Origin of the sequence: Butyricimonas sp. BSD2780061689_150309_C8 (assembly GCF_015560935.1) — a bacterium.
Classification (GTDB): domain Bacteria; phylum Bacteroidota; class Bacteroidia; order Bacteroidales; family Marinifilaceae; genus Butyricimonas; species Butyricimonas paravirosa.
Genome location: NZ_JADMSV010000018.1, coordinates 1 through 15166 on the forward strand (window position 1 = coordinate 1; position 15166 = coordinate 15166).

Annotated in this window: 9 protein-coding genes; all 9 read left to right on the forward strand. The window is 40.9% G+C overall.

Going from position 1 to position 15166, the window contains the following annotated elements:
• Positions 1-114: 114 nt before the first annotated feature.
• Complete coding sequence (locus tag I2I33_RS13420) at positions 115-567, forward strand: YhcH/YjgK/YiaL family protein (protein WP_087421184.1); 453 nt, start codon at positions 115-117, stop codon at positions 565-567.
• A 159-nt stretch (positions 568-726) separates the two neighbouring features.
• Positions 727-1875, forward strand: a complete 1149-nt coding sequence (locus tag I2I33_RS13425) for a serine hydrolase domain-containing protein (protein WP_087421320.1) — start codon at positions 727-729, stop codon at positions 1873-1875.
• 437 nt (positions 1876-2312) lie between these two features.
• Positions 2313-2858 (forward strand): RNA polymerase sigma-70 factor, encoded by a 546-nt coding sequence (locus I2I33_RS13430; RefSeq protein ID WP_229128300.1) that lies wholly within the window; start codon positions 2313-2315, stop codon positions 2856-2858.
• Positions 2859-2963: 105 nt separating this feature from the next.
• Complete coding sequence (locus I2I33_RS13435; RefSeq protein WP_087421186.1) at positions 2964-4094, forward strand: FecR family protein; 1131 nt, start codon at positions 2964-2966, stop codon at positions 4092-4094.
• Between the two features lie 127 nt (positions 4095-4221).
• The gene (locus I2I33_RS13440) at positions 4222-7791 is read left to right on the forward strand and encodes a SusC/RagA family TonB-linked outer membrane protein (protein ID WP_158571921.1); all 3570 of its coding nucleotides are present in this window, start codon (positions 4222-4224) and stop codon (positions 7789-7791) included.
• A gap of 20 nt (positions 7792-7811) precedes the next feature.
• Complete coding sequence (locus I2I33_RS13445; RefSeq protein WP_087421188.1) at positions 7812-9266, forward strand: RagB/SusD family nutrient uptake outer membrane protein; 1455 nt, start codon at positions 7812-7814, stop codon at positions 9264-9266.
• Positions 9267-9280: 14 nt separating this feature from the next.
• Positions 9281-10210 carry a hypothetical protein gene (locus tag I2I33_RS13450; protein WP_087421189.1) on the forward strand — a complete coding sequence of 310 codons (930 nt, stop codon included), beginning with the start codon at positions 9281-9283 and terminating at the stop codon, positions 10208-10210.
• Between the two features lie 75 nt (positions 10211-10285).
• Entirely contained in the window at positions 10286-12289 is a 2004-nt protein-coding gene (locus I2I33_RS13455; protein ID WP_087421190.1) for a TlpA family protein disulfide reductase, read from the forward strand.
• Between the two features lie 5 nt (positions 12290-12294).
• Entirely contained in the window at positions 12295-14985 is a 2691-nt protein-coding gene (locus I2I33_RS13460; RefSeq protein ID WP_087421191.1) for a S9 family peptidase, read from the forward strand.
• The last annotated feature ends 181 nt before the right edge of the window (positions 14986-15166 follow it).

Below are 15166 nucleotides of genomic sequence, written 5' to 3' on the forward strand. Positions count from 1 at the left end.
AATAATGCTGCGTATCTCCCTGAAAGCCCAATAGTTTACATTATTCTTCCTAAATCCATCCGAAATCGGGCGAGTTTTCCTATCTTTGTTGTATAAAAAAATTGAAATAAAATTATGATTGTAGACGTACTGACTAATAGCGAACGAATTGAGGGGTTGAACCCGTATTTTAAAGTTGTCTTTGACTATATAAAAACGCATGATTTGGCAAGTATGCCCGTGGGACGAATTGACATTGACGGGGATAATGCCTACCTGAAAATTGAAGATGCCAAAGGACGAAAAACAGAGGAGGCCGTGTACGAACGGCATGATAAATATATTGATATTCAGATGCCTTTGAGTATGCCGGAAGGATATGGCTGGAAGGCTAAAAGTCTGTTGGGCGAAGAACGGGCGCCGTATGATGGTGCGGGTGATTTTACTTTTTACCGGGATCCGGTGGAGCGGGTGTTCACGTTATCTCCCGGAGAGTTCGTGATCTTTTTCCCGGAAGATGCTCATGCTCCTTGTATCGGGGAGGGGATAATCCGGAAAATGGTGGTGAAAGTGAAAATGGGTTCATAAAGTCCATAAGGTTCATAAGGTCTATAAGGTCCTTGGACCCCTGCGGGGCGCTTTATAGACGGCAGCGGGGGCTGCCGTTAAAAACTGTCCGAAGGACACCCGTCACTTTATGAACTTTACGAACTTTATGAACCTTACAAACTTTATAAATTGATTATGATGAAGAAAAGATATAAGATACTTTTGACGGTTGTTGTGGTGCTGGGGATTGCTTATTTCTGTCTGCCTTATTATGCGCAGCGGGCTTTGCTTTATTGGTACCCGTCGATAGATGATTTGTCGATGTTTGACAAGCATACGGTGCGGAAAGCTGACACTTGCTGGACATGGGGGATTGCCAAGGATTATAACACGTACGAGTTGAGTCCGGAGGATGATGCCTACTTGAATGATTTTCGTACGGTTTCTTTTCTGGTGATCCAGAATGATAGTATCGTGTACGAGGAATATCGGTCTGGTTGGAATGACACGAAAACATCAAATATATTTTCATCGACCAAGAGTATCGTGGGGCTGTTGGTCGGCATTGCTTATGACGAGGGAAAAATTACCAGTCTGGATGATCCGGTGGGGAAATATATCCCGGAATTTAACGAGGGAAAAAAGAAAAATATCACGATTCGCAATCTGTTAACCATGAGTGGCGGTTTGAATTGGGATGAGGCTTATGCGTCGCTGTTTTCGGTAACTACACATGGCTACTACGGGAACGATCTTTATGATTTAGTGACTACGTTGGACGTGATCGAGGAACCGGGGAAACAATTTTCATACCGGAGCGGGGATACACAGATATTGGCTTTTATCGTGGAGAAAGCGACCGGGAAGAGCATTAGTGATTATGCCGAAGAGAAGTTATGGAAACCGATGCAAGCCTGTCAGGACGCCTATTGGTTGCTGGATAAAAAGGACGGGGACGAGAAATCTTTCTGTTGTTTTCACACCACGGCGAGGGAAATTGCCCGTTTTGCCCGTTTGATGTTGCATCATGGGAACTGGAACGGGAAACAGTTGGTTTCGGAAGAATATATTAACGAGGCCATGAGTCCGGCGGGGTATCTGAAGGACGAGTGGGGGAAGGATTCTTTGGATTATTATGGTTTCCAGATTTGGATTATGAACTATAAAGGGCAACAGAATCCCTATTTCCGGGGAATGTTGGGACAATATATTGTCGCTATTCCCGAAAAGAATGCCATTATTGTCCGGTTGGGACATAAAAAGGACGAGGAACGTATCCGGGAGACCACCCGGGATGTGTATCGTTACATGGATATCGGGACGAAGATTCTGGATAGTAGAAAATAGGAGGGTGACTTGTTGATTGATTTATAAAGAGAACCTAACGAGTTCCTAAGGAGAACCTAAAGAAATAATCCCACATATTCGAACATCATTCGACGTTTACTCAGAGCTTACATATGTCGTAATGCATGAGCAACGAATAGACAACGAATAAGCTCTGTATGAGTGGGATTATTAGGGTAGGATTACCTCATTATTTGGATTAGATTGGTGTGGGAATAGAGTGGTGGTGCATGTGTTTGTTGCTGGTGCGAAGAAGAAAATAGCTTGGATGAAATCCCGTTGAGCGATGTCGTTAATTGAAGGTTCATCTTTATGTAGTCTGTGATCTTTTTGGTAATAGAAAAGTTAATATTTATCGTGGGGAAGAGCATTTTTAAAAGAAAGATTTATATTTGTGTATTCAACACGAGTAGACAAGGATACCTATGGGATTTGATATGGAAAATGTTTTGCAGGCGATAAGGCGGAGGGAGCAGGGAGTGTTTAAACAACTTTTTGAATCTTATTTCAAGAAGATGACGTTGTTTGCAGAATATTTTTTGTTGGATCGTGGTGAGGCTGAGGATATTGTTCAGGAGGTATTTATAGATTTATGGAATAATGCTCCGACACTTCCGGAGGTATCTAATTTGAAATCTTATCTTTTTACTCAGGTGCGTAATCGTAGTCTGAATCGTTTGAAACATCTTCATGTGGAAGATAATTATAAACAATGGTTACTTGAGGCTCAAGCTTATGCAGAAATTCCGGAGGTAGAAATTGATCAGGATATGTTGAAGAAGGTGTATGATGTGATCGAAGAATTGCCGGATCAGTCTAAAATTATATTTAAGCGTTGCGTGCTGGACGGGAAAAAATACAAGGAAGTAGCGGAAGAAATGAATATTTCCGTGAATACTGTAAACACGCAGATGAGCCGGGCGTATAAATTTATCCGTTCTCGTTTGGGAGCTTCTTTCCTAATCCTTTTGTCTGTTATTTAGTTCATAGTATCAATTTGTTACAAGAAAAATAATTTTTTTCTTGAAATTTTGTCACTGTATTTTTTGTTGAAGTTGTCTTATGTATGTAAGTAATAAATACAAGCTATGCAAAAAATTGATTGGTCCATATTAAGGCGGTCTGTAAATGGCGATTTAACAGAAAAGGAGAAACAGGAAGTGGAGGCGTGGAGAAATGAGTCGGGAGAGAATGAGCGCTATTACCAGAAAATGAAGAACTTTTTTACTCAAGAGAAAAGTAAAGAGGTTGACGTCCGGAAAAATTTGAAGAAATTTGAACAAAGAACCTATGGAAAGCAAAGAAAGATATTCATCGGGTTGTGTAAGTATGTAGCTGTATTTATCTGTCTGGTCGGAACGATCGTTTTGTGGCAAAAATTCGACACTGTACAACCGGAAGTTAATTCGTTGGCATTGGCTCCCGGAAAGGATCAAGCCGTGTTGTATACCGGTTCTGGGAAAGCGATTGTTTTAGAATCCAGGTTACGTACGAATATTGTTATTTCCGACAGTCTATTCGTGCAACAGGATAGTAACGTGTTGAATTACGAGGGGATCGAGGCGAAGGGAAAAATGGTGGATGAGTTTCATTTGATGCGAGTTCCGAGAGGGGGAGAGTTCTCCATGAAATTAAGTGATGGGACGATGGTTCATCTGAATGCTGAAACGGATTTACGTTATCCGGTACGGTTTAGCGGTGAGGAGAGACGGGTGGTGCTTTCCGGAGAGGCTTTTTTTGATGTGGCAAAGTCCGGGACTCCTTTTATTGTAGAGCTTAACGGGTTTGAAGTGAAAGTACTTGGAACTCGGTTTAATATAAATGCTTACGAGGGAGAGAGTCGTTTTGAAACAACACTGGAACGAGGAAGTGTGGAAATAAACGTGAAGGGAAAAACGTTATTGTTGGAACCGGGGGAACAGGCCGTGTTAACAAATACAGGAGAATTGAGTAAACAAAAGGTGGATGTCAGTCTCTATACGGCATGGAAGGACGGGTATTTCGTGTTCGAAGACGAGCGTTTGGAGGATGTGATGAATACGGTTGCCCGGTGGTATGACGTAAATTTGTTTTATCAGAATCCCGGTGTGAAGGAGATTCGAATTAACGGAAACATTAGCCGATACAAGGATTTCTCCGTGTTATTAGAGAAAATAGAAAAACTGGATATTGTTCATTTTGATATAAAAGGAAATAATATAACTGTGATCGATAAATAAAGGAAGAGGAGTGTCCCCACACTCCCCATTCCTGACAAATTAAATTGTATTCTACAACTACAAAGTTATGACAAAAAAATGGAAAGATGACTTTCTCCATTCGAGAAAGTACGCACAAATTATGCGAATGATGAAATTTTATGTCTTGTTTATGCTGTTCGGAATGTTACATACCTACGGGAATGTACATTCGCAGAACCTCACGTTAAGCGTGGAGAATGCTTCATTAAAAGAAGTTTTCAGGGAAATAGAGAAAAATTCCGATTACCGGTTTTTATTTAAATCGGATGATGTTGTCGGAATTAAGGGATTAACACTTTCGGTATCACTGGCTGATATTGATAATGTCATGGCCTTGTGTTTGAAAGGAACCAGATTGGTTTATGAAAAAGATGGTTCTTTAATTATTATCAAGCGGGGACAGGAGGATAATCAGCCCAAAAAACGGATTGTGAAAGGTAAGATTCTGGATGAGAAAGGGGAATCTTTGCCGGGAGCGACCATTGTTTTAAAAGGAACGGCTCTTGGTGGAGTGGCTAATGTTGACGGAACGTTTACGCTTGAAATTCCACAGATGGACACGACTGTTCTGCTCGTGACCTTTGTCGGTTACCAGATGCAAGAGGTGGCTTTGAAGAAGAACGATAACAAAGAATTGGTTATTCGCCTGCAACCGGACGTGACGGAGATTGAAGAAGTGGTGATTACGGGGTATGGTAAAGTAGACAAACGGTTATCAGCCAGTGCTACTACCTCGGTGAAAATAGATGATATTTTGATTCCTAACGTGGCCTCGGTAGACGCTATGTTACAGGGACGTGTTCCGGGATTAATGGTTATGACAACTTCCGGTAGCCCGAATGCGACTCCGAAAATGCGTATCCGGGGTTCTTCAACCATTCATGGGAATGCTGCTCCGATATGGGTTGTTGATGGAATTATTTATGAGGACCCGGTGGATTTATCTAACGACGAGATAAATGACGTGTTAACGGGATCGGCCTCAACCATACGGGAACAAGCGGGAGAAAATGCCAGTCTGAGTTTGTTAGGTAATGCCATTTCCGGGGTGAATCCGATGGATATTGAATCGATTACTTTTTTGAAAGATGCTTCCGCTACGGCTATTTACGGAACGCAAGCTGCTAATGGCGTGATTGTTGTGACAACTAAAAAAGGTAAAGTAGGAAAGCCGTCAGTTACTTTTTCAGCATCTTTCGGGTTTACGGAACGTCCCCGGTATTCGGATTACCAATTAATGAATTCTAAGGAACGTATCGGGGTGTCCCGGGAAACGGCAGAGTACGGTTATCTATATGGGGCAATGCCTTATTCTGCAGGGTATGAAGGGGCTCTGTTTGATTATTATGACGGTAAAATTACAAAGTCTGAGTTTGATGCGAAAGTTGCCGATTTGGAGACAATGAACACGGATTGGTTTAAGATTCTTTGTCAGAATGCTTTTAATCAGGATTATACATTAAGTGTTTCCGGGGGAAATGAAACTAGTCGTTACTATTTTTCAGTAGGTTACAATAATAGTAAAGGAACGACGAAGGGAGACAACCTGGAACGATATAATTTAAATTTGAATTTAAGTACCGATATCGGGAAGTTTGTCAATGTGGAGGGTAAATTGAGTTTTTCGGATAGAAAATCAGATGGTTTTTATATGGTAAATCCTTCGGATTATGCTCTTTCTGCATCAAGAGCCATTAGTAAAGATGAATTCTACACGACACAATATTCTACTGTACCCGGATTGTCTTCAAATTTTCCGCTTTCTTATAATATCTTGAACGAAATAGAGCATACGGGTAATGAGGCGAATATTCGTCAAGTGAATGCCAGTGTGGGGATAAATGCGAAATTACATCCTCGGTTGACTTTAAATACTCTTTTTGGTGTAAATTATTCGAACACGGTAAACAAGAAATGGGCAGATGAACGTTCTTATTATATTGCGGAAATCAGAGGATATGACTACGGGGCAGTTACTCCAAATAGTGAAGAGGAAAAAGCCTCGCGTTTGTCTAAGGGAGGTATATTGTTATATGAAACAAATAATAATATAAGTTATACGGCTCGCGCCCAGTTGTCTTATAATAAGATATTGAACGAGAATCATATTATTAACGCGATGGTGGGATATGAGGTTCGTTCGGTAAAAAATGATGGATTTAATACTGAGGAATGGGGATATTTCCCGGATCGGGGATTGGGAATTAGTTACGAGTATGATACCAATACGTCCGGCTCAACTTCATTGAGTGGAAATTCATCTTTGGAGAAACATACGGCTAAACTTAGTAATACGTTATCTAATACGTTATCCGGTTTTGCGACGTTAGTTTATGCATATAGAAATCGTTATGTGTTGAATGCAAATATCCGTATGGATGCTTCCAACCGTTTCGGACAATATACAAATAATAAAGCTTTACCCGTGTGGAGTGTTGCGGGACGTTGGAGTGTTTCTGAGGAACCGTGGTTTAAATTGTTGGGAGAACGGGCAGACTTGAGTCTGCGTTTGTCCTATGGTAGCCAGGGAAATGTTCCTACCACGGTGGGACCCAATCTTGTCGTGAAATATCCGACAACCGTGATTAATCGTTGGTCCGGGGAGTACGTGCTGAACGTTAGTCGTTACGCATATCCGGATTTGCGCTGGGAGAAGACAAAGACAATAAATATCGGAACGGATTTTTCATTCTGGAAAGGAAGAATCAGTGGAACAATTGATTACTATTACAAAAAAGGGAAAGATATTATTTTTAGTTTGGATGTTCCTGCGGAATATGGAGTTAAGACGACCTATAAAAACGGAGCGGATATAAAGAATACGGGTTTTGAGTTGGCCGTGTCATTTGTACCCGTACAGACGAAAGATTTTAAATGGACAATTACTCCCACGTATTCAAAGAACACGAATAATGTGCAGAATACAGGAAAAAATGAATATACTTACACGGATTATCTGGCCGGAAATGCTTTTGAGAACGGAAAGCCTGTAAATGCGGTTTATTCATGGAAATTTACCGGATTAGATCCGCAATATGGATACGCTACTTTTGCTCATACTTCTCGTGACCAGAGCCAGATTGTTAAAATGGATGACCCGAAGGATTATTTGGTGTATTCCGGACAGGCTGATCCTAAAATCAGCGGTGGATTTACCACGAGTTTGCGATATAAGAATCTGACGTTGAATGCTAATTTCGCTTATAGCTTGGGTAGTGTAAAGAGATTGAATTTCTTGTATAGCGGGGCTCTCACCATGCCCGCTCCACAGGATAATTTGCATAAAGATCTTTTGAAACGTTGGAAGAAGCCGGGTGACGAGCTTACGACAAATATTCCAGGATTCGTGTTTGATGGTTCGACAGAGTATAATTTATATGTTCCGATTCCTTCTACCGTGTCTTTGAATTCTTATGAAATGTATAATTATTCAGATATTCGGGTGGTGAAGGGAGATTTCCTAAGATGTCGTAATTTATCTCTGTCCTATACGATTCCCCAGAAATATTTGAAAAAATTCGGGGTATCCATGATGTCTTGTATGTTTAATGTTACCAATCCTTTGACGATTTGTAGCTCGAAGTTTAGGGGACAAGATCCTGAACAAGGCGGAACCGGAGGAACGGCTCTACCAATCACGCAGACGTACTCGTTCTCTTTAAATGTTAGTTTTTAACCTAGTAAAGATGATGAACTATGATTTCAGTATTTAATAAGTTTATATTAGGAGCGTTTTTTATCATAACGTTCTGTGCGTGTGGGAATTTCTTGGAGGAAGTTTCTCAAGATGAATTTGAACCGGAAACAACGGATGCTTATTCAGAATTATTGAACGGGGCAGGGTATGCATTTGCCGAATTGGATGGTTTGACCTGGTATATGGATGATGATATTGATGGCGTATCTTCCTATTCATACACGGATGTCTATAATGCTTGCCGGGATATTTTTACTTGGCAATATTACATGTATCAGTCTCTGAAGGATGCAAATGTGACTGATGCAACATACGAAAATTACTATGAGAAGATTATGGTATGCAATGTTATCATTGATGATATAGAGATGTCAGTGGGTACGGAATCACAGATTAATATGGTGTTGGGAGAGGCTCTGACTTTACGGGCGTATTATTATTTGCAGTTGGTGAATATCTTTGCAACTCCTTACAACGATTCCCGTTCAACTCCCGACCAGCGTTTAGGAGTATCTTTGGTCACGAAATCCGAAATTCGGGATGAAGGAATTGCTCGTAGTTCGGTGGCAGATGTTTACAAACAGATTACAGCGGATATTGAGCGGGCTGTGTCATTGTTGGATCAGAATAAAACAAATAATGGGGTTTACCGGATCAATTATGTTTCCGCGCATTTGATCGCCTCCCGTATTTATCTGTACATGGAGGAATGGGATAAAGTGATTGAACATGCCACCCAGGCTCTTGCAGGGGCTCCGGATTTGGTTTATTTACCGACTTATGCTTACACGAATGTGAATTATCCCACGAATTCTACGAATCCGGTCGTTTCTTCCAGTTTCCCGGAAACTATTTTTGTCTTTGGAAGTATGCCCGGACGGATGGGATTTATGGGAACGCCTGTATGCCTGTCTACGGATTTGGTGAGTAGTTTTTCAGAACCGAATGATAGTCGTAACGGGATGTATTTTAAGGCCACGGCAAGCGGTTATATTTATCCTTATCAAGAGTATAAACACGGGGTTGCGGAAAGAGGGTACGTGTGGAGAACGGCTGAACTTTATTTGAACCGAGCAGAGGCATATATGGAGAAATATAAAGCGGGAGCTGCTGAATGTGGTCAATTAGCTGTAAATGATCTAAATAAATTGCGGGAAAACCGGTTTACAAATTATTCGAATTACACGTTGAGTACGGCTGATGATTTGGAAAACTTGTGTAAGTTGGAACGTCGTCGTGAACTTTTTATGGAAGGACATCGCTGGTTTGATCTTCGTCGTTACGGGATGCCTAGAATTGAACATACGTGGGTTAGTGAAAATGGACAGCGGACAACATACGTGTTACAGGAAAAAGATCCTGGATATACCTTACCGATTTCGCAGGATGTTTTAGATCGGAATTCTAAATTGGTACAGAATGAATTAGCTACGGATCGAATTGGAACCAATTGATAAATTGAAGTACTATGAAAAATAATATACTGTTTATACTGTTGATTTTTACAGGTTTATTTTTTGCCTGTGGGGAAAAAGATTTAACTCCTTCGGAACCTCAGACTTTTTATGAATTTCCCCAAGGGAATGCGGATTATGATCAGGAATTTCTTGCTTATTACGAGAAATATAACGTACAATTTTTGTATAAATATAAGGAATCGGATTTTCGTTGGAATGTGACGGAATATATTCCCTATTATTCGGTTCAAGCGGATGAGGCGTATGCTGACAAGGCTTTTCATTTTATAACAGAGAATAGTTTTGCTATATGGGATGAAGATTTCTTACGGAAAATATTACCTTTAAGAGTGTTATTGGCCTCGGAAATATATAGTGTAACCGAAAGATACGATTACGTGTATGATGAAGAAACACAAGAATGGGGGAGTGTGAAAGTGTATGATACCACGTATCATGCAGCTGCAAGTGGTTTAAATCATATCGCATTCGGTTATACGAGTGAAAAGTTCGATCAATTGACTGAAAATGAGAAATTAAATGCGACCGGGGAGATTACAAAATCTTTGATCGTATATGCGGCTTCTCGTGATAAAATAGAGATTCCGACGGAATTTTCTGATTTGTTTAATAACTCGTCAAATACCGAGAATCAAGGACAATGGGGGTATAATGGTTGTGGGTTCTTGGAATATTATAAAAATATTGATGTGAATTATGATTTCGGGCTTTACGTGAAGTATTTGACAATCATGAGCGAGGATGAGTTTAAGGCTTGGGCGTTATCTGATAGTTTTGATGTCAGTGCAGAATGGGATCAAAGTAGCGGAACCTATAAACGTACTTACCTGATAAAACAAAAATACGAGATCGTGTTGGATTATTTTAAAACAAAGTATAATATCGATCTGCACGCGATCGGGAATCAAGCAAGTAAATAAACATTTGAATTTGAAATTGATATATTCCGGGGCTTTATAATAGCCCTTGGAATTTTATGTCCAAAATTTATTACTATGAGGAATAAGTTCGTAATTATTGTAATGCTGTTATGTGGTCTTGCCGTGAACGTGTTAGGGCAAGAAGAAAAGTCTCGTTTATCCGGTTTTATGGGGAGTCCTGTGGCTGGAACTCGGTTGGAAATACAATATGATCCGACGGGAGGACCGTTGGTCGGAAAGGAGGCTATTACCGGAGTTGCCTATATGTATAATGATTATTGTTGGGAAGTGGCAGATGTGGATTTGAGCGAATACAAGGGAATTTGGTACGGGAATTTTTATGTACCGAGAAATTGCGCTTTTGTTGCCTTTAAATTTATCCCGAAGGATGTGAATGATATGGGTGTTGCGGATAATAATGATGATAAGGGTTTCATGTGGGTAACCCTTGACCAGAATGGACAACAACTTCCCGGAGGAAGACTGGCTTGGGCTATATTTCGTAAACCTTCTTTGGGGAAAGGTGTGATGGGGTATTTTAATCAGTACGATATTTCTGATGAGGCGGTGGAAATGTGGGTGTATAAAGAGTTGGAATATTTCCCGCAGAATATGCCGAAAATGTTCGACTGTTTTATGGCGATGGTGAAATTGAGAAGTGGAGACCAATATTCGGATGCGGCTCGTCGGTATATTACTCAGTTTTTGAGTATCCCCGGCTTGGGTGAACAACAATATTTGTGGGCTAGGGATCTTTACCGTTTTGAATTACGAGATACGGAAAAAGCCGATTCGCTGGAACAAATGATTCTTGCTAATTATCCTCACGGTGCTGCGGCTCGCTTTAAGACTTTTAAGACTATCGAGCAAATGCCGCTGGATGATGTGAAACTGGATTCAACCCGCAAGTTTTTGGCTGACTTCCCGATCAGTGAATGGCGTAAGCACCCGGAACAGGGGCAACATGCTTTTATTTATTACAGTACATTCCGTGTTTTGGAAGAGGCTTTGTTTGCCAAGCACGATTACGAGGGATTTGCCTCTTGGTTTGATCAAATGAATTTCCAGACATTGAATGAGGTGTATCGTTGGAATATTTTCCGGATGTTTAAGTTGAAATTAAGTCCTGATGAGGTCATTTATCCTTTATCTACCGCAATGATAGAAGAGATGATGAAGAAACAAGGTGATCTTTCTTTTATGGAGGATGTCAGATATACTCCGGGGCAGGCGAGGGAAATTGCTCGTCGCCAGCTTGATGATAAACTGACAAGTCATATTCTTTTGTTGACCCGGATGGAAAAATACGAGGAGACTCTTCCTTATTTTGAAAACTTGTCGAAAGAAGGATTGTATAGCAATTCGGACTTGAATGAGGCCTATATCCAAATTTTGGAAAAGACCGGGAATAGATCGAAGATATTTTCCGTGTTGGAGGAGTGTGTGCGAGAGAATGTGGTGACTCCGGCTATGTTGGAGATGTTGAAAAAAGTGTATACGGAAAAGTATGGAAAGTCTGAAGGTTTCGAGGAATATGTGCAGTCGCTGAAGTCCATGAAAGAACTGGAAGAGATGAAAAAGGAGGTCAAGGCGGGATTGACGAATGTAGCAGTTGAACCTTTCGTGTTAGAAAGTATGACGGGAAAAAAGGTGAATAGTAAAGACTGGAAAGGAAAGATTGTGGTACTTGATTTTTGGGCAACTTGGTGCGGTCCGTGTAAGATGGCCTTCCCCGGCATGCAAATGGCTGTGGATAAATATGCTAAAGATAAAGAGGTGGAGTTTTATTTTATTGCTACCCAGGAAAGCGGGGATAAATATAAACAGAAAATTAAGGAGTACTTTGCAAAAAATGATTTCACGTTCAATGTGTTGTATGACAATTATAATGAAAAGAGTCAATCGGCCAATGTCGTGTTCTCACGCTTTGCCAAAATGTTCAATGATTCGGGGATTCCGCGAAAAGTAATTTTGAAAGATGGCGTGATGCGTTATACTTCAGGAGGGTATTGCGGTAGTCCCAGTAAGTTGGCTGATGAAATATCTTATGTCATTGAGTTGTTGAAAGCTGAAAAGTAGTAGAGATGAAACGAATCGTATTTTGTATTTTGTTATTTCTTGCATTGCCTTCTTTACTGTTCGCGCAGAAAAAAGCATTGCAACAGGAAGAATGTAAATTATGGCGAACGTTGAGAGAACCGAATTTGTCTCCTGACGGGAGATGGGCAACTTATCGCTACGCATATCTTTATGATACAGGGAATCAGGATTCAGAGTTGTATTTATATGATGCGGAACGGAATCGGACAACTGCTTTGAAGAATGTTTCAGAGTTCTTCTTTTTCAATAACGGGAAATGGGTAAAAATGGTACAAAAAACTCCCGTTGATACCACGGGGACAACGGTTGATTCTACTTTTATCGTGCGTTTGAAAGATTGGAAAAAGATCGTTTGGGATAAAACGGCTTTTCCCAATGTGGATGTCAGTTCTCCTTGGATTGTTTATACCGAGTTCGTGAATGAGGGGAACACTTCCTATAATCGTTTGTACGTGTGGAACGTGGAAACCGGGGAGAAGATCGAGATAGATCGGGTTGGGAGTTATACTTTTTTTAATGGGAGACGTTCTCTTGTTTATGAATACAAAGGGGATGACGAGACTGTTTTGCGTGTTCGGGACTTAAAGGGGAAATCCCGGGATATTTTCAAGACTGGTAAAAATCTCTTTGGCCGGGTATGGTTTGATGAGGAGAGAGAAGTTGGTACTTTCACGGTTGCTTCCGATTCTTCCCGGGTGAATAATCCCGATCTGCTCTATTCGTTTTCTTTAGCTCCTGCGGATTGTCATGTGGTGGTCAACTTTGAAGAGATTACAGGACTTCCGGAAGGGATGAAGGTGACTCGTAATCCTTATCCTTTACTCAACGGGGGACGAGATATAATGTTGGAGATAGAGCCGGTAAAAATGCCGAGACCGGCACCAAGAAAAAAGTCTGATCTGGGTTTTGAATTGGAATTATGGAGTTGGAACGAGCCATTGTCTCATCGGAGGCAAAGACCGGCCCGAGGTGGTTTTAATCCGATGGATTATCCCAAATTCATATATCACGTGGATTCCAAAGAATGTGTAAAGTTATCTGATCCGGGTATGAGTGCTTTTGTTATACCTGAAAGTAAGGATTTTGATTATATATTTGCGACTTCTTCAACTCCCTATCTTACACAATTTGATTGGAGGCACGAACTGAATTCAGATATTTATCTGATTCGTTTGGCGGATGGAAAACAGACGAAGTTATTGACCAATGTGCGAAATGTTCCTGTTTGGAGTCCGAACGGAAAGTATGCTGTGTGGTATGATGTAGAGGCCCGGACGTGGTACAATATAGATATGGTTTCGGGAGAGTTGAAAGATATATCTTCTGCTATCGGTTATCCGATGTATGATGAATTACATGATATGCCTAAAGCCCCTTCGGCCTATGGTTATGCCGGATGGATAAATGGGGGTAAGAGTCTGGTGTTATATGATCGTTATGACATGTGGGTTGTGGATTTGACAGGCCATAAACAGCCTTATTCGCTTACAGGTGAATATGGTCGGAAACATGATCTAGAGCTACGTTTAGTTGAAGCGAAAGGAAATGATCTTACGAAAGGAGCGATTCTAAGTAGTTTTAATACCCGGACAAAGAGTAAAGGTGTGTATGCTTTGGAAGCTAACGGGAAAGTTAATAAATTACTGGAAGGGGAATATGCTGCCCGGATCGTAAAGATGGCTGATGATGGCAAAACTTGTGTTTGGAGTAAATCTAGTTTTAGTGAATACGGGGATTTGTGGTGGAGTAATCTGAAGTTTACGAATCCTCGCCGAATAACAAATACCAATCCGCAGCAGACGAATTACCTGTGGGGAACGGCAAGGTTGGAACGTTGGAAGACTTTTGACGGCCGGGAAAATGATGGAATCCTGTTTTTGCCGGAAGGGTATGATCCCAATAAACGCTATCCGGTGATCGTGACGTTCTACGAACGACATACAGAGGAGTTATACAGTTATCGTTTACCGGAGTTGAGTAGTTCGGTAATAGACGTACCAACTTATGTAAGTAACGGGTATGTGGTTTTCATGCCGGATGTACATTTTAAGATTGGCGATCCTGCCGAGAGTTGCTATAATTCCGTGGTAAGTGGGGTACAGATGTTGATTGATAAGGGTATTGCGGACAAAGATCATATTGGTGTTATCGGGCATAGTTGGGGAGGCTATGAGGTGGCTTATTTGGTTACAAGGACAAATATTTTCCGTTGTGCCAGTCCCGGAGCTGCTGTTTCTAACACCATTTCTTCCTATACGGCACTGAGAGGGGGAGGAATGCCCCGGTTGTATGTTTATGAAGATGCTCAGGGAAGATTGGGCAAGACGTTGTGGGAGGACCGGGAGATGTATATTCGTAATTCTCCTATATTTTATGCGGATAAAATCAAGACTCCCTTGCTGATATTCCATTGTGATGGAGATAATGCCGTGCCTTTTGCTCAGGGGTTGGATCTTTTTATGGCCATGAGACGATTGCAACGTCCTGCTTGGTTGTTAAACTATAAAGGAGAGAGCCATGCCTTGAATAGCGAGGCAGCCATGATAGATTGGGGAGTGCGGATGCGGCAGTTTTTTGATCATTATTTGAAAGAGAGCCCGGCTCCCCGTTGGATGACGGAGGGTATTTCAATTGATGAACAAGGGTATGAATTGAAATACGAGTTGACGGAATAAGACAAGGAAATATTATCAAAAGAGTATAAACACTTCTGGTTTCTTTCCAACAAGGATTTAGAAACCGGAAGTGTTTTTTGTATTTTGCTGATTGGTGAAAATGAAGAGTTTTATTTGAAATCGTAAATCAAGAAATTATTTCAATCAGTAATTTTGGTATTTTAATCTGTAATTCGTGTAC